This window comes from Paraburkholderia largidicola (assembly GCF_013426895.1).
Taxonomy (GTDB): Bacteria; Pseudomonadota; Gammaproteobacteria; order Burkholderiales; family Burkholderiaceae; genus Paraburkholderia; species Paraburkholderia largidicola.
Genome location: NZ_AP023175.1, coordinates 2,461,656 through 2,480,101, shown reverse-complemented (window position 1 = coordinate 2,480,101; position 18,446 = coordinate 2,461,656). Strand labels below are relative to the sequence as shown.

Genomic DNA, 18,446 nt, shown 5'->3' with positions numbered 1-18,446 from the left:
GTCTTTCAACTCGCATGCACGGCGCATCAGCATCAGTTCGAGGAGCAGACATGCAAGCACATACGAGGGGCGCGGTGCACGCGGACGTATTCCGGCTCGGCCCGCGCGACTGGGTGCCGAACAACGCGCATCTCCCCGTCATCCTGTATCGGGACGTGCTGGACGGCGACGCGTCGGGCGACCGGCTAGCCGACGCGTTCGAAGCGATGTTCCAGCGCAACGGCTGGCCGCCGAAGTGGCGTAACGGCGTCTTCGACTATCACCATTTTCATTCGTCGGCGCATGAAGTGCTGGGCATCGCCGGGGGCACGGCGGATGTGATCGTGGGCGGCCCGGGCGGCCGTGTCGTGCATCTGGAAGCGGGCGACGTGATCCTGCTGCCGGCGGGCACCGGGCATTGCCTCGAATCGTCGAGCGGGCCGCTCAATGTGATCGGCGCGTATCCGCCGGGCCAGCAATGGGACATCCGGCGCGACGCGTTGACCGACAAGGAACGCGCCGCGATGGAAGCCCTGCCGTTTCCGCGTAGCGACCCGGTGGGCGGCGCGCAGGGGCCGTTGATCGAGCACTGGCTGAACGAGGCGTAAGCGTTCGCAGCGCGAGCGTTGCCCCGCGATGGTGCGGCGTCAGTGCTGCACGCCCCAGCGGCGCACGGTGACGCGCTCCAGCGTATCGAACACCAGATGCTCGACGAGCAGACCGATCGCGATGACAGCGGCGAGTCCCGCGAACACGCGGTCGGTATACAGCTCGTTGCGGTTCTGGAAAATGTACCAACCCAGTCCGCCGTTGCCGCTGCTCGCGCCGAACACGAGTTCGGCCGCAATCAGCGTGCGCCACGCGAAAGCCCAGCCGACACGCAGCCCCGCGAGGATGGACGGCAGCGCAGCGGGCACGAGTATCAGCACGACATGGCGCAGGCCCGTCAGGCCATAATTGCGACCCGCCATCCGCAAGGTCGCGGGCACGGCGCGAAAACCCGAATACGTGTTGAGCGCAAGCGGCCACAATACGGCATGCACGAGCACGAACAGCAGGCTGCCCGTGCCGAGGCCGAACCACAGCAGCGCGAGCGGCAACAAGGCGATCGACGGCAACGGGTTGAACATCGCGGTGAGCATCGACAGCAGATCGCGGCCGATGCGCGTCGACACCGCGAGCGAGGTCAGTACGAACGCGAGCGCGACGCCGAGCAGGTAGCCGCGCAACAGCACCGACATCGACACAGCCGTCTTCTGCAGCAGTTCGCCCGACGCGATGCCCTGCACGAATGCCACGAACGTCGCGCCGAAGGTCGGCAGCAACAGGTCGTTGTTGATTGCGCGCGCCGCGATTTCCCACACGGCGATCAGCACGATCGCGATGATCGTCTTGCTCAGCCATGTCTGGTTCGCAAGACGCCGCGCGAGCGGCAACGGCGCTTCGACGGCGAGATCGCCGACGGGTTCGAGCGGCCGCTCGTATTCCGCGCGCACGGGCGGCAACAGGGTGGATGGGGTGCTCATCGGGCGGACTCCGTCTCTTCGAACAGCAGGCGATGAATCTGCGCGACGCGATGCTGGAAGTCGCTGCGGCCAAAGCTGTCGTGTGTGTACTGGTGGCTATTGAGTTCGGCGCGCACGCGTCCCGGATGCGGCGACAGCAGCAGAATGCGGCTACCTACGACCAGCGCTTCCTCGATCGAATGCGTGACGAACAGCAGCGTGAAGCGCACCTCTTCCCACAGGCGCAGCAACTCTTCCTGCATCTTGCGACGCGTGAGCGCATCGAGCGCAGCGAACGGCTCGTCCATCAGCAGCACGCGCGGCTGCATCGCGAGCGCGCGCGCAATCGCGACGCGTTGTTTCATGCCGCCCGACAACGTGTGCGGATACGCATCGGCGAACGCTGCGAGGCCGACCTTGTCGAGATAGTGCTGTGCGCGCTCTTTCGCTTCGGCACGGCTCAATTTCTTTGCCGCGCGCAAAGGGAATGCAATGTTCTCCAGCACTGTCTTCCACGGCGGCAACTGATCGAACTCCTGGAACACGACGATGCGATCCGCGCCTGGCTCGCGCACCGTTTCGCCATCGAGCGTGATCGTGCCCGAGGCCGGCTTGATGAATCCGCCGACGGCTTTCAGCAACGTCGACTTGCCGCAGCCCGATGGCCCGAGCAACACGAAACGGTCGCCGCCATACACGTCGAAGCTGACGTCGTGCGTGGCGCGCACCACGCGCTCGCGCGTGCGGTATTCGAGGCTCACGCGATCGACGGCAAGCAGGCGGCTCGAATGCACCGGCTCGCTTGCCTGCGTCGCGGCTTGTTCAGGGAAAAGCACGGAAGGATTCGCGACCATCAACGCGCTCCTTTGAGTTGAACTGCGTGCGAAATAACTTTCACGATGACGACACCGCATAGGCAAAACGACAACATACGGTGAGCCTCCGCAAAGACCAACCAATGAAAGTAGATATTCAATGCGCTGTGATGCATAAGCGCCGTAAATCGCGCTATGACCGCCGTCGCGTCTTGTCCAACAGCGCGATTTCACTCGCGCCAGAAACGGAAAAACCCGCTGAAATAGCGGGTTTTTCGTGTGTCGAACGTGGCAGCGGTCAGCTTCCGGCTGCAGTCGCCGGATCATCGAAGAAGTAGTCTTTCCACGACTTCGGTTCGTTGCGAATCGCGCCGACGCGATACATGAACTGCGCAAGCGCAAACGTGTTTTGCGGTGCGACCTTGAATTGCACCTGCGGATTGCGGATCACCGAGAGCAGCAGATTGCGATCCGTCTTCGCCTGATTCACGCGAATGTAGATATCCGCGGCGGCTTCCGGATTCGCCGTGATGAATTGCGCCGCATCGGCCAGTCCGTTGACGAACGCGCGATACGTCTTCGGGTTCTCGTTACGGAACTTCTCCGTTGCGTACAGCACGGTTGCCGAACTCGGTCCGCCCAGCACATCGTATGAATTCAACACGATATGCGCTTTCGGGTTCGCAGCCAGTTCCTGTTCCTGAAACGGCGGGTTGCCGAAGTGTCCCGTGATTTCCGTGCCGCCCGCAATGATCGCCGCCGCTGCATCGGGATGCGGCACGGCCTGCGTGAGCTTGTCGAGACGGTTGTACTCCTTGTCGCCCCAACGCTTCGCCGCCGCGAACTGCAACACGCGCGACTGCACCGACACCGTAACAGCCGGCAGCGCGATGCGGTCCTTGTCGGTGAAGTCGGCAATCGTCTTCACGTTCGGGTTGTTCGACACGAGGTAATACGGCAGATTGCCGAGCGACGCGACGCCCTTCACGTTCTGCTTGCCATGCGTGCGGTCCCAGATCGTGAGCAAGGGACCCACGCCTGCGCCCGCAACGTCGACCGAGCCGGACAGCAGCGCGTCATTCACGGCCGAACCGCCCGACAGCTTCACCCAGTCGACCTTGATATCGAGCCCTTCCTTGCGCCCTTCTTTCTCGATGAACTGTTGATCGCGTGCGACGTTCAGCAGCAAATAGACGATGCCGAACTGTTCGGCAACACGGATATGACCTTCAGCGTGCGCATCGAGCGACATGCCGAGGCTGGTTGCGCCTAGCGACAATGCAAGCATCGTCGAAACAAAACGGCGCGCGAAAGACGGCCGCGCCGCGGCCGGTCGAAATGAAAACGGCATCGAAACTCCGGGTGTCGGAAACGGAAATGAAGACTGCGCGCGGATCAGAACGGCGCGTTGCCTTCGATCGTCGTGCGATACAGCTTGCGACGCAGATGATCGGGCGTGCCTGCAGCGAGATGCATCAGCGAGCGGTTGTCCCAGAACACGAGATCGTGCTCCGACCACTGGTGACGATAGATATGTTCGTCACGCACGCTGTGCGCAAACAGAGCTTCGAGCAACTCGCGGCTCTCGTCTTCGGGCAGGCCGACGATATGCGTCGTGAAATGCTCGCTGACGAACAGCGCCTTGCGGCCCGTCTCCGGATGCGTGCGCACGATGGGATGCACCACGGGCTTCACTTCCGCGATCTGCTCGGCCGACAGATTCGGCCGCCACGGGTTGCGCTTTTGCAGTTCCGCGTATTTGGCGAGATACGTGTGCTCGGCCGTGCGTCCTTCGACGGCCTTGCGCAAATGCTCAGGCAATGTGTCCCACGCCAGATGCATGTTCGCGAACAGCGTGTCGCCGCCTTCCGAAGGCAGTTCCTGCGCGTGCAGCAGCGAGCCGAGGCTCGGCTTTTCCTTGTACGACAGGTCCGAATGCCAGAAGTGGCCGGCGTCGCCGAGTCCGATCGGCTGACCGTTCTCGCGAATGTTCGACACGATCAGCACTTCAGGATGACCGGGCAACTGAAACTGATGCAGCACGTGAATCTGCAACGGCCCGAAGCGGCGGCTGAAGTCGATGTGCTGCGCGGGCGTGATGCGCTGGTCGCGAAACACCAGCACGTGATAGTCGAGATGGGCGCGGTGAATGCGCGCGAAATCTTCGGCGGAAAGCGGCTCGTTCAGATCGAGGCCGAGCACTTCGGCGCCGACGGGCGCATCGAACGGAACGATTTCGAGCGGCTGGCGCACGCCGGCCGTTTGCACGCGCGGAGCGGCGTGTTGAGAGGACGAAACAGTGGTTGTCACGCTGAATGTTCTTTGTAGGGTTGCAACGATGAAGTCAATCTACGGCCAGCGTCCGGGTGCGTCAACGAAGCAAATCCCATACTCATATCTGCTTTAGCGATAAACGGCTGGCTAGCCTGGAGCACCGCACTTGATGGTTTCGCGCCATTGTGCGAGGCCGCTTCGCGGCGCGCGCGCCACTTTGAGAATCCGTCGCACTGTGCGGCCGCATGGTGGCATCGCTCGTTAGCGCACAGACGTTCGCTGACGTGCGTGACAACTTCGGGCTACCATCAGGGACCGGCCATCTCCGGCTCAGGGTCTCGCGCCAAACATGACAAAGGATTACATCCACTCGATTGCCGTGCTGGCCGCCCTGGGTGCGGGACTCTGCTGCACGCCCGCGCGTGCGCTGGACCTCGACGACCAGCTCGTCTGCAAGACCGACGCGCATACCTTCATTCAGCCGCTGCTCGACGATCAATACATCGACCCGAATCCGATGCGGGTCGAATCCAATTCGGTGAATGCGTTTCGCCCGAAGCGCGGCCGCGATCTCACGGCGTTCGGCTTTCACGTCTATGCCGTGCTCGGCTACCAGCGCGACGACGCGATCTTCCGGCAGGGCTCCGGCAAGGTAGAAGCCGATTCGATCTATGGCGTGGTCGTGTCCGGTCCTTCGGAGTCGGTGCGCGTGCGTGTGCAGCAGTCGGGCAGCGAAGCGACCGTCAAACAGGTGTTGCCTTTCATTCTGACTGCGATCGTGTGCAGCGCCGGCTGAGAGTGTTGTAATTCGCCCAAACGGTGCACGCTGCCATCAAACAGAAATCCCCTCCCAGCTAATCTCATCCGCGCAATTCATGCGTAGCGGGTTGATCGCGCGCCGCTTCACGGCGAACTTTTCCAGCGATTATTTCGATTTGATGAATCATTTACACCGTGTGACGCAAGAGTCTGCTGCAGCAACACGGCGTTAAATCGAGCCCCGCGTTTTCCTATACTCGCCAGGCTGTTTTTCACTCATTGTCTGGAATAGCTGGAGCTCAACCATGAAAAGAATTCCCGCCGCAGTCGCGGTGCTCGGTGCATTGGCTGCAACGGGCGCGCACGCGCAAAGCTCGGTCACGCTGTACGGCATCATCGACGCGGGCCTGATGTACACCAACAACGTGCAAAAGAGCGGCACGAGCGGCGCGCTGTTTCAGGCGACGAGCGGCACCATCAACGGCAGCCGCTTCGGCTTGCGCGGCGCTGAAGATCTGGGCGGCGGCTACAAGGCGATCTTCGTGCTCGAAAACGGCTTCAACGTGCAGAACGGCACGCTCGGCCAGCACAGCCGTCTGTTCGGCCGCCAGGCTTACGTGGGCATCAGCAGCGCCAACTACGGCCAGCTCACGCTGGGCCGCCAGTACGACTCGCTGGTCGACTTCGTCGCGCCGCTGTCGGGCACGGCAGGCACGTTCGGCGACACGGGCTTCGCTCACCCGTTCGACAATGACAACCTGAACCACTCGGTACGGATGAGCAATGCCGTCAAGTACACGAGCAGCAACTACGCGGGCTTCAAGTTCGGCGCGTTGTACGCGTTCTCGAACAGCACCGACTTCGCGATCAACCGCGCATACAGCGCGGGCGCGAGCTACCAGTGGGGTCCGTTGAACGTCGCAGCCGGTTACCTGCAGATCAACGGCTCGAACAGCACGACGAACACGGGCGGCGCAGTCGATACGGCGGAATCGGCGGCGAACGGCGTGGGCGGATTCCAGGTTGGCGCGGGCGTCGAGCGCGTGTTCGGCGCGGGCATCAACTACGCGTTCGGTCCCGCGACGGTCGGCTTCGTCTACACGAACAGCCACTATCAGCAAACGAACGCCTTCGCGATGACGAACGGCTCGATGCATTTCGACAACTACGAACTGAACGCCAAGTATCAGTTCACGCCCGCCATCACGTTCGGTATCACCGATACCTATACGGACGGCCACATCAGCGGCTCGCCGACCTTCGGTTCCGATCCGAAGTTCAACCAGGTCAACGCGCAGGCCATCTACGCGTTCTCGAAGCGCACGGACGTGTACGCCGAAGCGATGTATCAGCACGCCATCGGACAGCACTATGTCGCGTTCATCAACACGTCGGGCGGCGCATCGTCGACGGCCAACCAGGTTGTCGCGACGATCGGCATGCGTCACCGCTTCTAAAGCGTCACTGCTTTAACGAACCATCCGGGATTTGCGTGTTGAAGCCCGCCGCGTTCTGCGCGGCGGGCTTTTTTTACGTGTCCATTGCGCCGCATCTTTCTGCGAGACGGAAGGCTGCCTTCCAGATCGGGCCGTTTTTCTCCGCGGGTGCGATCCGTAGACTTGTTTTGCCGGCTCATGCAACACCGCCGGCACCCCGGATCGCTATTGGAGAACGTCTTGAAGTCCACAGTTGCCGCCGCTGCCGCCATGTTGACAGCGGCCTTGCTCGCCGCCGCACCCACCCTCTCGCAGGCGCAGGAACCCAGCACTCGTCTCACGCGCGCGCAGGTTCGCCAGGAACTCGCCGATCTCGCCTCCGTCGGCTATCAGGCGGGAGGCGGCGAAGACCCGACTTATCCGTCGAAGGTGCAGGATGCGATGCAGCGGCTCGCTGCCAAACGTGCCGCCGAATCGGCGTATGGCGCGGGCATCTCGGGTTCGTCGCAGACGGGCGCGGGGCGTCCTGTCGCGCAGTGATGTTTCGACTGGCGCAGTGCCGCGCGATTGCGCGGCACTTTCACGCTGTGTGCGCCTCGCGGGGCATTGCCTGATGTGCGAGGCTCGCCGCCCTTATCGTACGAACAAATGTACGACGGCCTGTGCCACGCGATCACCGCTCACAAATTCAATCAAGTTACATCATTTATCGCGCAATTGCGCGCTTCTTCTCGCTTCCGTCTAGCAGTTAGCCACGCCACCGCACGCGGATTGAGTCCAAAAACAACGATTAGACCGCAATCTCAATCTGGCTTTGTGCATCGCACCATATTTTTGTCTATAGTGGTGGGTGGACATGTCTTTCGCATCCGCGAAAGCGCTGATTATTGACGGATAGTCCGCCCCGAAGCGGACACCAGCCCGCCGCGGCCCATCGGGCACGCGGTCGCTCAGGCGAGGAGAAATCACGATGTTCGATGCCGAAATCGCCGCAAAACTGCTGAACCGGTGGACGGTCAGGCCGCCCGCCTCGCATTGCGACAGCTATCTGGATCTGCTTCGCGAGGGCAATCTCAACTTCACCCATCAGATGGGCCGCGCGACACCGGGCGGCGTCGCTTCAGAGAGTCTCTTCGATCTCGAATCGCTCGTCTTCGTCGACGGCTCGCGGGCGCTTCGCCTGAAAGCGCCCGGTGCGACACCCGACTGGACGCAGTGGGCCGCGTTCGAGCCGCCGCTGCGCCCCGTGGCGACCGTGGCCGCCACACCGTTTCCCGACGAATCCTGCACGCTCGAAGCGCCCGAACGCTGAGTCATTGCCTACGCGCCGTTACTGCGCCGCCTTGATCCGCTCGATGAGCGCCATCGCGGCAGCGGGATTGTGCGCCTTGTGCCCGCTGATCACGAACAGATAGACATCGCGCGCCTTCTTCGGCGCGGCGCGGGCATAGGTGTCGAGATCGTCGGGTGCGCCGCCTGCGGCCCAGGTCTGCGCGCGCTCGGTCCACTTGTCGAGCGCCTTCTTTGCATAGCCGCTCGGATTCGCCTCCTCCGTGCCCATGATGCGCGCGTAGACGAACGACGCCGTCGGATCGGCGATCTGCGGATACTTCGAATCGCCCGCTACGACGATCGCGACACCGTGCTTGCGCGCCAGCGCGACGAACGCCTCGTCGCAGAAACTCTCGTGACGCACTTCGACGGCATGGCGCAAGGTCTGTCCATCGACCTTCGCGGGCAACAATTCGAGGAAGCTGCCGAAGTCATCGGCATCGAACTGTTTGGTGGGCGGGAATTGCCAGTTGATCGGGCCGAGCTTGTTCTTGAGTTCGAGCACGCCGCTCGCAACAAAGCGCTCGACGGAATCGCGTGCTTCCGCCAGCACGCGCCGATGCGTCGCAAAGCGCGGCGCCTTCAGCGCGAACATGAAGTCGTCGGGCGTTTCGTCGTGCCACTTCGCGAACGTCGCAGGCTTTTGCGAGCCGTAGAAGGTGCCGTTGATCTCGATCGCCGTCAGCTGGCGGCTCGCGTATTCCAGCTCGCGCTTCTGCGCGAGCCCTTTCGGATAGAACACGCCGCGCCACGGCTCGAACGTCCAGCCGCCGATGCCGACACGGATCCGCGTTGCGTTCGCCGTCTTTTTTCGAGTCGTCATGGTTCACGCCTTGGCGCAGGCCGCGCGAGAGCAATGATGCACAGAATAGACGATGCAAGCCGGCATTTCCGAACGGCGCATCGGCGCATCACGCCAAACGAAGGCGGAGAAGGCAAGGCGGGGCTGGCCGTGTCGCGGCAAACGGAGCGCTCGCCCGTTCGCCGCGACGCGTAGAAGAACAGACGATCAGAACACCGCACGCACCACGCCGCCATCCGCGCGCAACGCCGCGCCATTGGTCGCCGACGACAGTTCCGAGCACACGTACACGACCATGTTCGCGATTTCTTCGGGCGTCGTGAAGCGCTTGAGGATCGAACTGGGCCGGGCCTGTTCGAAGAACTGTTTCTCGAAGGCCTCGAAGGTCTGTCCGCCCGAGAGCTTGTCGATGAATTCCTCGACGCCGTCCGAGCTGGTCGGTCCCGGCAACACCGAGTTGACCGTCACGGCCGTGCCCGTGCAGGTTTCGGCGAGACCGCGTGCGAGCGCGAGCTGCGCGGTCTTGGTCAAGCCGTAGTGAATCATCTCGGTTGGAATCTGGATGCCGCTTTCGCTGCTGATGAACACCACGCGCCCCCAGTTCTTCTGCTTCATACCGGGCAGATACGCGCGCGACAGCTGCACGCCGGACATCACGTTCACGTTGAAGAAACGCAGCCACTCTTCATTGGAAATTTCTTCGAACGGCTTCGGATCGAAGATGCCCATGTTGTTGACGAGAATGTCGACCTGCGGAAAGCGCTCGACGAGCCGCGCGACTTGTGCCGCGTCCGACACGTCGCCGGCGAATCCTTGCACGGTGGCGTTGGGCACTTGCGCGCGCAGCGTCTCGATGGCGTGATCGACCGATTGCTGCGAGCGGCCGTTGACGATCACGTTCACGCCTTCGCGCGCGAGCCCGACGGCGATCGCGTGGCCGATGCCTTTGGTCGAGCCTGTCACGAGCGCAAGCTTGTTGCTGATCTTGAGATCCATCTGGTTTCCTTTCAATCGGTCGATAAACGGAACGCAGACAAGACGCGCGCAACGCGCTATCGTCCTGCATCGCGAAGTTGCAATCGCGAGTGTAGGACCGGGGAAAAAATATTGCAGCCGGCGGGACGGGTGCCACGCGCGGCGCGGGCAATCACTGTGAAGTCAGCGGCTTGCGCGATTGCGAGCAGGATTCTTCAAACGGTACTAGCATCCGACTGACATTCGCCGGGCGCGCGACAACACATCCATGCATAACGCGTAGCCAACCGGTGCAATGTCCAGATAACGAGTTATCCACGCATTGAGGATACGAAGAGACGCTCATGAAATTACGCACACGGCTCGCGGCGCTGCTCGCACTCGCCTCTCCCGTCGCATTCGCGCAGAACAGCGTGACGCTCTATGGCCGCATCGATGGCGGCATCCAGTATCTGAATCACATCGCAACGCCCTCAGGCGGCAGCACCTCCAGCTGGACAGCCGAAGGCGGCGACTGGGGCACCAGCATGCTGGGCTTCAAGGGATCGGAGGATCTTGGCGGCGGCATGTCGTCGGTGTTCGATCTGGAAACGGGACTGCAGGTGATGAACGGCACGACGAGCGGCGGCCGGCTGTTCTCGCGCCGCGCGTATGTCGGACTCGCCGACAAACGCTACGGCCAGATTCAGGCAGGCCGCAACCTGTTCATCGACAGCGACGGCGTCTGGGAATTCGATCCGTTCGTGCAGCAGGCTTTTTCGTCGGCATCGCTCGTGCGCGGGCGCAACTGGCAACAGACGAGCAATAACATCGAGTATCACAGCCCCGTCTTTCATGGCTTCGATGTGCAGGGGCAATACGCGTTAGGTAATCAGGCGGACGGATTCAACCGCGGCGCGCCCGGCGAGTTTGGCCGCTCGGACGGCATCATGCTCACGTATCACTCGCAACTGTTCGACGTGCGCGGCATCTACGACGAACTGCGCGACGTGAATGGACGCATGACCAATGTCTTCACGAGTTCGCGCGAGTACTTCGTCGGCGCGAACGTGCGTGTATCGAAGGTGAAGATTCAGGGCGCCTATACGCACCTCGCCGCACCCGATACGCCGGCAGGCCTCGCCGACAGCGCCGACTACTACTGGCTCGGCGCGACGTGGGAGGCCACGCATCAGTTCGCCGTGACGGCGGCCGCCTTCTACGTCCATCTGAGCGACGGCTCCGGCGACGCGACGCACGATCCCGCCGGACACGCGACGATGTTCGTGCTCGGCTCCACCTACAACCTGAGCCAGCGCACCTTCCTTTACGGCACGGTCGCCTACATGCGCAACAGCAGCCATGCGAACTTCTCTTTGCTCGCGACCTCGCGCGATGCAACGGGCAGCGCGAACACGAACCCGTTGCCCGGCGAATCGCAAACGGGCGCCTATGTTGGCGTGATGCACGTCTTCTGACCAAAACCGTATTCGTACGAACAATGACAGGCGCATTCCACTTTGGCATGGACCTCATGCCACTGCCGGAATACGCCCCGCTGTCACCCGATTCGAGTAGTACTTCGATATGCGGCGCTTGACCACGCGCAAGGCAGCCCGCATTTGCCTACTATTGAATCGCACAGTGATTCAACCTGAGACGGAAGCCAGAGATCAATACGCGCGTTCGCGCTCACCGCATCTCTCCAGGTCGACTTCGATCGCAGCAATCGCGCTCCTGCCGCTGACGGGCTTGCTTCCGGCCCATGTTCAGTTTCGACAACGGCAATGAGAAAGACCGTGTCGCGCATGACATCAACGTCGTGAAGCGCGACCCGCCAGCGAATGCTGCCGCAGCGATTTCAACCTTGAAGGAGGTGCCATGAAAAGCCCCATTTATGAAGAGCGTCTCGAACTGCTTGGCTTGATCGCGCGCGAGGCGCTCGGCATCGAGGAACTGAACGAGCATCCGGACGTGCTCGCCGCGCTGGAAGCGGCGTACGACGCGGGGCTGTGGGTCGGACATAGTGTGGGCCGGCGCGAGGAAGCCTGCGTCGGCTGACGTGAAAGCGGCGCGCGGGCTGTGTGACGGCCCGCGCGTTTGACTCTGCGATACGACACCGCGACTTAGGCGGCCTTCGCGCTAGGCGCAGCGTGCTCCGGCTTCGCCGCAGGCGCGTCGTCCTTGCGCTGCGCGATCTGCTCGCGCAGCTTGATCAACGCGAGAACGGTATCGATGGTCGGCGTTTCATGCCCGACCAGCCGCCCCATTTCCTGCACGACGGTCAGCAGCGGATCGATTTCCATCGGGCGTCCCGCTTCGAGATCCTGCAGCATCGAGGTCTTGTGCGCACCCACTGCGCCCGCGCCATCGATACGCCGCTCGACATCCACCCGGAAATGCACGCCGAAGCGGTCCGCCACGGACTTCGCTTCGAGCATCATCGTCTTCGCGACGGCGCGCGTGCCGACGTGACTGGTGATGACATCGAGCGTCGCGTGCGTCAACGCGCTGATCGGGTTGAAGCACAGATTGCCCCACAGTTTCAGCCAGATTTCGTCGCGGATGTTGTCGCGAATGGGCGCATCGAGTCCCGCTGCAACCATGACCTGCGACAGCGCTTCGACGCGCGCAGAACGCGTGCCGTCGGGTTCGCCGATCGGAAACTTCTTGCCGTACACATGCTTGATCACGCCCGGCTCGACGATCTCCGCGGCGGGATAGACGACACAGCCGATTGCGCGTTCAGGCCCGAGCTTCTTCCATTGCGTGCCGCCCGGGTCGATGCTTTCGAGCGTCGTGTTCGCGAACTCGCCGCCATGCTTGTAGAAGTACCAGTACGGAATGCCGTTGACGGCCGTCACGATGGCCGTTTCAGGCCCGAGCAGCGGCTGCATGGCATCGACGACACCCGGCACCGAATGCGCCTTCAGCGCGATGATCACGTAGTCCTGCGGCCCCAGCTCGCGCGGGTCCGACGAACACCGCACATTGACGAGACGCTCGGTATCGTCGATCAGCAAACGCACGCCGTTGCGTTGCATCGCGGCAAGATGCGGGCCGCGTGCGACGAAACTGACATCGGCGCCCGCAAGCGCCAGTTCCGCGCCGACATAGGCGCCAATCGCGCCGGCTCCATAAACACAGATCTTCATCTATCTGCTCCCATTCCAAGAAGTGATCAGTGAGATCGAGCCGGGCGTCTCGCGACGCAGCGCGCGATCGTCATTGTCGATTCATGGTCGACTCATTGGCGATGACGCGTCCGGCTCTCATTTGCATGCTCAGTGCGTGTTCTTTTCAGGCTGCCGTTTCGAGCTGCCTTGCGACGGCGAGCTGGTTCGGCAGCGCGCCGATCCCGTCGATCGACACGACGACCGTCGCGCCGTCCTTGATCGAGCCGACGCCGACCGACGTTCCGCAGGCGATCACGTCGCCGGGCATCAGCGTCATGTCGTGCGAGATCATGCTGACCTGTTCGGCAGGCGTGAAGATCATGTCGGAGATCGGATAGTTCTGCCGCTCGACATCGTCGAGGCGCGTGACCACATTCGCGTTGCGCCAGTCGAACTGCGTTTCGATCGCGGGCCCGATGCAGCTGAACGTATCGAAGCCTTTCGAGCGGCACCATTGCGCGAAATTCGGGTCTTCGTTCAGCAGGTCGACGGCCGTGACGTCGTTGATGCAGGTGTATCCGAAGATGTAGCTGTCGGCTTCTTCGGGCGAGACATTCGTGCAGCGCTTGCCGATCACGATGCCGAGTTCGCCTTCGTAGGCGATCTTGCCGCTATAGCCTTTGGGGCGGCGAATGGGCGCGCCGGGACCGATCACGGACATCGGCGGCTTGATCAGAAAGAGCGGATGCGAGGGCGCGGCCTTGCCGAGCTTCTGCGACAGCGCATGAAAGTTGTTCCAGAGCGCGACGACCTTGCTCGGCACGCAGGGGCTCAACAACTCGACGTCGTCCTGTTGCAACTGCTTGCCCGTCGCCGTTGCCTCGCCGAACATGTCGCCTTCGAATTCGGCGATGCTGCCGTTATCGAGCACGCCGAAACCGATATGACCTTGCGGCTGCCGAAAGCGTATCCACGATGTCATCGAAACTGTCTCCACAAATTTTTTGTCGACCGACACGGTGAATACGCCCGCGTCACGAAGTTGAATCTTCAGATTGCGCCGACCGTCCTCAGCGCTTCGATCTGTTCACGCGAATAGCCGAGTTCGGCCATCACTTCATCCGTGTGCTCGCCGAGCAGCGGCGAACGCGTCACGTCCGTCGGGCTGTCCGACAGCTTGATCGGATTGCCCACTGTCAGATACTTGCCGCGCACCGGGTGATCGACCTCGACGATCGTGCCTGTTTTACGCAGCGAGTCGTCTTCCGCGATCTCCTTCATCGACAGGATCGGCCCGCACGGAATGTCGTATTTGTTCAGGATTTCCATCGCCTCGAACTTGGTCTTCGTCATCGTCCAGCGTTCGATCTCCGCGAAGATTTCCTTCAGGCGCGGCAGGCGCGCGGTCGGCGTCGCGTATTCGGGATCGGTGGCCCACTCTTCCTTGCCGATCACGTTGCAGATCTTGACCCACACGGGTGCCTGCGTGATGAAGTAGATGTAGGCGTTCGGGTCGTGCTCCCAGCCCTTGCACTTGAGAATCCAACCCGGCTGACCGCCGCCCGATGCATTGCCCGCGCGCGGCACCGCTTCACCGAACGTGCCGTTCGGATACTGCGGGTACTCCTTCATCACGCCCGTGCGCTCCAGCCGCTGCTGGTCGCGCAGCTTCACGCGGCACAGGTTCAGCACGCCGTCCTGCATCGCCGCGAGCACCTTCTGGCCGCGGCCCGTCATCGTGCGCTGGTAGAGCGCCGTGACGATGCCCAGCGCCAGATGCAGTCCCGTGCCGCTGTCGCCGATCTGCGCGCCCGTCACGACGGGCGGGCCGTCATCGAAACCCGTCGTCGAGGCCGCGCCGCCCACGCACTGCGCGACGTTCTCGTAGACCTTGCAGTCCTCGTACGGCCCGGGACCGAAGCCCTTGACCGACGCGACGATCATCTTCGGGTTCAGCTCCTGGATGCGCTCCCACGTGAAGCCCATGCGGTCCAGCGCGCCCGGCGCGAAGTTCTCCACCAGCACGTCGCACTTCTGGATCAGCGCCTCGAGCACCAGCTTGCCTTCGGGATTCTTCGTGTCGATGGTGACCGAGCGCTTGTTGTGGTTGAGCATCGTGAAGTACAGGCTGTCGGCATCGGGGATGTCGCGCAGCTGTTCGCGCGTGATGTCGCCTGCGCCTGCGCGCTCTACCTTGATGACGTCTGCGCCGAACCATGCGAGCAACTGCGTGCAGGTCGGGCCTGATTGCACGTGGGTGAAATCGAGAATGCGCACACCGTCGAGTGCCTTGCCCATGCTACGTCTCCCATCATTGTTGAATGTGTTGCTTGCGCATGCCGGGCGGTTTTTGCCCGCGCTTTGAACACGCCTGATATGTGATATATCGTATTTACAGCCTGGTATTTGAGCAAGCTTTTTTGCCAGGTTTTTAGTGGGGATAAACCCCAAGGTCTTGTTGGGCGCTGGCGATGGGTGGTTTTTGTGGTTTTTTGTTCTTGGCCGTGGTTTTTTTGCGTCTGCGGCGCGGGCTTTTTTCGCTGGCATCCGCGTGGCGCCTACGCGGCGCGGGCGTTGCCCCTGTGCGGGGCGGCACCTACTTTTCTTTGCCGCCGCAAAGAAAAGTAGGCAAAAGAAAGCGGCTCACACCGCCAATCCTTGTGATTACCCACGGGCCCCCAACGTCCCCACGCTTCGAACGTCGACGAAATAGCCAACGCAAGTTGCCCACGCGCTTATCAAGTGCCTCCCCCGTTTCACGCACCGACGCCGTGACCCACGATATGGAATATCGACGGCCCCATAGCGGCAAACTGTGTGTAGGTCGTGCCGTCGTAAAAGGCAGCGCTCCTACATGGAGGTACGCGTGCAATTACGGTCCGAAGTAACGCATATGCGGCGCGATGGCCAACACACAGTTTGCCGCTACAGAACGTGGGAAATCTGGTCACGCGCGCGACGACGCGGGAGCGTGAAGCGGGTGAGGCGCAAAGAGAGGGCGTTGGCAACGCACGTGAACAGGATTGCTTCGGTGTGAAGTCTGGGGACGTTGAGGGCCCGTGGATAAGAATACGGGCTGGGAGCCTGTCCGCATTTTTGTGGGCGAGGCGGTTAAAGGAATCGTTAGCCGCGCGCCTGCGTGAATCGATCGCCAAACAGAATAGCAAACTGGTTCATGGCTGACTTCCAGTCGAAGGCTGAGCGCACGTTTTTGGCCAGGACGTTGCGCAATGCCAGCCAGAGTAGCTTGATGGCAGCATCGTCATTGGGGAAGTGACCGCGGGTCTTGATGATCTTGCGTAACTGCATGTTCAGACTCTCAATGGCGTTCGTGGTGTACACGACCCGTCGGATCTCGGGTGGAAACACGAAGAACGGCGTGACGTGCTCCCATGCGCGCTGCCAGGACTGCACGATGCTCGGGTATTTCGCGCCCCATGGCCCATCAGCGAAGGCTTGCAGAGCCTGCTTCGCGGCCTCTTCGCTGGCCGCTGCGTAGATCGGACGCAGCGCCTGGGCGACGGCCTTGCGGTCCTTCCAGCCCGCGTATTCCAGGCTGTTGCGGATCAGATGCACGATGCAGGTTTGCACCGCCGTCTTCGGATAAGCCGCGCCGATCGCGTCGGTCAGCCCCTTCAGGCCGTCAACGACCGCAATCAGGATGTCCTGGCAGCCGCGGGTCTTGAGTTCGTTGAACACCTTGAGCCAGAACTTCGCGCCCTCGGTCTGCTCGATCCACAGGCCCAGCACATCGCGCTGGCCGTCCGCCTGAATGCCCAGAGCCAGATACACCGCCTTGTTGCTGACCACACCGTCATCGCGGATCTTGACCCGCAACGCGTCGAAGAAGACCACCGGGTACATCGTCTCGAGCGGACGGTTCTGCCAGGCCAGCGTTTCGGCCATCACCTCGTCGGTGACCGAACTGATGAAATCGGGCGACACCTCGGTGCCGTAGCTCTCGGCCAGAAAGGCCTGGATCTCACGCACGCTCATGCCACGCGCGTACATCGCGATGATGCGCTCGTCAAAGCCGGTGAAGCGGCGTTCGTGTTTGGGGATCAGGATCGGCTCGAAGCTGCCGTCGCGGTCGCGCGGCAACTCGACCCGGACGACGCCACGATCGGTGATGACCGTCTTGCGGCTGGCGCCGTTGCGCTCGTTGGCCTGGCCAGCGGGTTTGGATTCGCCCGGCGGATACCCCAGATGCAGATTCATCTCCGCACCCATCGCGCGTTCGATAATCGCCTTGTTAAACGCCAGCATCAGATCCTGCACCTCGCCTGGCGTCATCGGCCCTTTGACCAGTTCGTCCAGCAGTGCCTTGGGCAGTTCAGGCAGCGGCCCTCGGGCCGCTGCCTGAGACGCCACCGTGCGTTTCTTCTTCATTGGCATATCCATGACTTTTACCTCTCATGATATGCCTCGCCCACAAAATGACGGATAGGCCCCGGGCTGGCGGTGTGAGCCGCTTTCTTTTGCCTACTTTTCTTTGCGGCGGCAAAGAAAAGTAGGTGCCGCCCCGCACAGGGGCAACGCGTGAAGGGGTACGTCATAACGCGGATGCCAGCGCAAACACAAGCAAACCACCCAAGCGCCGCACGGCAAAAAAACCTTCACCCCGCCTGCGGCCCAATAACCGCAAAAGCAACCCCGCGAGCAGCGGCAATAGCAGCCGCCTCAGTAGCAAACACAGTGTGATCAACAACCTGTTGATAAGGCAGAACATGCACGGGCGCCTCAGCCCCATCATCCAGTTTGCGAACGGCGGCAAACGCCGCCCACCCACCGTTATGAATGAACTGCATAGCCGACAGCTCGACCTGATAAGGTCCAAAAATTTCCACACGCATCGATGCTCTCCGTACTGAATCGCCGCAACGGCGATAGACGTTGATATTGACTGCGCGAGTGCAAGGCGGCGCATACCGCCTTCGAGAACACCTCAGGCGCCGATGCGCGCCTCAAGCTCCGCGATGCGCTTGCGCAGATTGCGGTCTTCCTGGAAGCGCGCGGTTTCATCGCGGATCACCGCGACAATGCCCGTGAGTTCACGCTCGGGTGAATACAACAGTGCAACCGTAAAAGCGATCGACAACGCCCGCCCGTCTTTATGCACAGCAGGCACGCGTAGAAGATCGTTGCCATAGCGTGTCTGTCCCGTCGCCATGGTCTTCTCATAGCCTTCCCAGTGACGCCCGCGCAAACGCTCGGGAATGATCAGATCGAGCGACTGACCCAGCGCGTCTTCCTGCGTAAAACCAAAAATGCGCTCCGCTGCGGGATTCCACAGCGTAATCGCGCCTTGCGCGTCCGAAATCACGACGGCATCGCCGATCGCGTTGACCAGCTGTTCAAAATCGATGGCTGCTTGCATATAGGGCTCGTGTGTTATGGGCTCGCTGCCGCTCAGTAAAAACAGCGCCACGCGGGCGCTGTTCGTGTGGGCTCCGTCTCTCCTGTGCCGGAGCCCA

The 18,446-nt window shown here is 61.9% G+C and carries 20 protein-coding genes; 8 read left to right on the top strand and 12 right to left on the bottom strand.

Going from position 1 to position 18,446, the window contains the following annotated elements; genetic code table 11:
• Nucleotides 1–50 precede the first annotated feature (50 nt).
• Nucleotides 51–587, top strand: coding sequence for a cupin domain-containing protein (locus tag PPGU16_RS27780; protein WP_180723578.1), 537 nt, complete (start codon nucleotides 51–53; stop codon nucleotides 585–587).
• Between the two features lie 39 nt (nucleotides 588–626).
• Here PPGU16_RS27780 and PPGU16_RS27775 read toward each other — a convergent pair whose 3' ends face one another.
• From PPGU16_RS27775 to PPGU16_RS27760, 4 genes are all read right to left on the bottom strand, one after another.
• Nucleotides 627–1,505, bottom strand: coding sequence for an ABC transporter permease (locus tag PPGU16_RS27775; protein WP_180723577.1), 879 nt, complete (start codon nucleotides 1,503–1,505; stop codon nucleotides 627–629).
• Complete coding sequence (locus PPGU16_RS27770; RefSeq protein WP_180723576.1) at nucleotides 1,502–2,338, bottom strand: ABC transporter ATP-binding protein; 837 nt, start codon at nucleotides 2,336–2,338, stop codon at nucleotides 1,502–1,504. Before PPGU16_RS27770 ends, PPGU16_RS27775 begins: the two co-directional genes overlap by 4 nt.
• A 259-nt stretch (nucleotides 2,339–2,597) precedes the next feature.
• Nucleotides 2,598–3,650: an ABC transporter substrate-binding protein gene (locus PPGU16_RS27765; protein ID WP_180723575.1), complete on the bottom strand. Its 1,053-nt coding sequence runs from the start codon at nucleotides 3,648–3,650 to the stop codon at nucleotides 2,598–2,600.
• Between the two features lie 44 nt (nucleotides 3,651–3,694).
• Nucleotides 3,695–4,567 carry a TauD/TfdA dioxygenase family protein gene (locus PPGU16_RS27760; protein ID WP_180725232.1) on the bottom strand — a complete coding sequence of 291 codons (873 nt, stop codon included), beginning with the start codon at nucleotides 4,565–4,567 and terminating at the stop codon, nucleotides 3,695–3,697.
• 355 nt (nucleotides 4,568–4,922) lie between these two features.
• On the opposite strand from PPGU16_RS27760, the gene PPGU16_RS27755 reads away from it, so the two are divergent.
• The 4 genes from PPGU16_RS27755 to PPGU16_RS27740 all read left to right on the top strand — a co-directional run bounded on the left by PPGU16_RS27755 (nucleotide 4,923) and on the right by PPGU16_RS27740 (nucleotide 8,080).
• Complete coding sequence (locus tag PPGU16_RS27755; RefSeq protein WP_180723574.1) at nucleotides 4,923–5,369, top strand: hypothetical protein; 447 nt, start codon at nucleotides 4,923–4,925, stop codon at nucleotides 5,367–5,369.
• A gap of 268 nt (nucleotides 5,370–5,637) precedes the next feature.
• On the top strand, nucleotides 5,638–6,789 hold the full coding sequence (locus PPGU16_RS27750; protein WP_180723573.1) for a porin: 1,152 nt from the start codon (nucleotides 5,638–5,640) through the stop codon (nucleotides 6,787–6,789).
• A gap of 219 nt (nucleotides 6,790–7,008) precedes the next feature.
• Nucleotides 7,009–7,308 (top strand): DUF4148 domain-containing protein, encoded by a 300-nt coding sequence (locus PPGU16_RS27745; protein ID WP_224029232.1) that lies wholly within the window; start codon nucleotides 7,009–7,011, stop codon nucleotides 7,306–7,308.
• A gap of 430 nt (nucleotides 7,309–7,738) precedes the next feature.
• Nucleotides 7,739–8,080 carry a hypothetical protein gene (locus PPGU16_RS27740; protein ID WP_180723571.1) on the top strand — a complete coding sequence of 114 codons (342 nt, stop codon included), beginning with the start codon at nucleotides 7,739–7,741 and terminating at the stop codon, nucleotides 8,078–8,080.
• Nucleotides 8,081–8,098: 18 nt separating this feature from the next.
• Here the strand turns inward: PPGU16_RS27740 and PPGU16_RS27735 are convergent, their stop codons facing one another.
• A complete protein-coding gene (locus PPGU16_RS27735; protein WP_180723570.1) occupies nucleotides 8,099–8,923 on the bottom strand; it encodes a DUF72 domain-containing protein in 825 nt (274 codons plus the stop codon).
• 33 nt (nucleotides 8,924–8,956) lie between these two features.
• Between PPGU16_RS27735 and PPGU16_RS27730 the strand changes: the two genes are divergently transcribed.
• A complete protein-coding gene (locus tag PPGU16_RS27730) occupies nucleotides 8,957–9,097 on the top strand; it encodes a hypothetical protein (protein WP_180723569.1) in 141 nt (46 codons plus the stop codon).
• Nucleotides 9,098–9,109: 12 nt separating this feature from the next.
• Here PPGU16_RS27730 and PPGU16_RS27725 read toward each other — a convergent pair whose 3' ends face one another.
• On the bottom strand, nucleotides 9,110–9,898 hold the full coding sequence (locus tag PPGU16_RS27725) for an SDR family NAD(P)-dependent oxidoreductase (protein ID WP_180723568.1): 789 nt from the start codon (nucleotides 9,896–9,898) through the stop codon (nucleotides 9,110–9,112).
• Nucleotides 9,899–10,221: 323 nt separating this feature from the next.
• Between PPGU16_RS27725 and PPGU16_RS27720 the strand changes: the two genes are divergently transcribed.
• Both PPGU16_RS27720 and PPGU16_RS27715 read left to right on the top strand, forming a co-directional pair.
• Nucleotides 10,222–11,334, top strand: coding sequence for a porin (locus tag PPGU16_RS27720; RefSeq protein WP_180723567.1), 1,113 nt, complete (start codon nucleotides 10,222–10,224; stop codon nucleotides 11,332–11,334).
• 403 nt (nucleotides 11,335–11,737) lie between these two features.
• The gene (locus PPGU16_RS27715) at nucleotides 11,738–11,917 is read left to right on the top strand and encodes a hypothetical protein (protein ID WP_042311216.1); all 180 of its coding nucleotides are present in this window, start codon (nucleotides 11,738–11,740) and stop codon (nucleotides 11,915–11,917) included.
• A gap of 65 nt (nucleotides 11,918–11,982) precedes the next feature.
• Here PPGU16_RS27715 and PPGU16_RS27710 read toward each other — a convergent pair whose 3' ends face one another.
• The 6 genes from PPGU16_RS27710 to PPGU16_RS27685 all read right to left on the bottom strand — a co-directional run bounded on the left by PPGU16_RS27710 (nucleotide 11,983) and on the right by PPGU16_RS27685 (nucleotide 18,349).
• Nucleotides 11,983–13,011 (bottom strand): 2-dehydropantoate 2-reductase, encoded by a 1,029-nt coding sequence (locus PPGU16_RS27710; RefSeq protein ID WP_180723566.1) that lies wholly within the window; start codon nucleotides 13,009–13,011, stop codon nucleotides 11,983–11,985.
• Nucleotides 13,012–13,156: 145 nt separating this feature from the next.
• The gene (locus PPGU16_RS27705; protein ID WP_180723565.1) at nucleotides 13,157–13,954 is read right to left on the bottom strand and encodes a fumarylacetoacetate hydrolase family protein; all 798 of its coding nucleotides are present in this window, start codon (nucleotides 13,952–13,954) and stop codon (nucleotides 13,157–13,159) included.
• 68 nt (nucleotides 13,955–14,022) lie between these two features.
• Nucleotides 14,023–15,270, bottom strand: a complete 1,248-nt coding sequence (frc, locus tag PPGU16_RS27700) for a formyl-CoA transferase (protein WP_042311218.1) — start codon at nucleotides 15,268–15,270, stop codon at nucleotides 14,023–14,025.
• 825 nt (nucleotides 15,271–16,095) lie between these two features.
• On the bottom strand, nucleotides 16,096–17,367 hold the full coding sequence (locus PPGU16_RS27695; protein ID WP_418016271.1) for an IS256 family transposase: 1,272 nt from the start codon (nucleotides 17,365–17,367) through the stop codon (nucleotides 16,096–16,098).
• A gap of 221 nt (nucleotides 17,368–17,588) precedes the next feature.
• Nucleotides 17,589–17,825 (bottom strand): hypothetical protein, encoded by a 237-nt coding sequence (locus PPGU16_RS27690; RefSeq protein ID WP_180723564.1) that lies wholly within the window; start codon nucleotides 17,823–17,825, stop codon nucleotides 17,589–17,591.
• A 92-nt stretch (nucleotides 17,826–17,917) separates the two neighbouring features.
• Nucleotides 17,918–18,349, bottom strand: coding sequence for a PAS domain S-box protein (locus tag PPGU16_RS27685; protein WP_180723563.1), 432 nt, complete (start codon nucleotides 18,347–18,349; stop codon nucleotides 17,918–17,920).
• Between the last annotated feature and the right edge of the window lie 97 nt (nucleotides 18,350–18,446).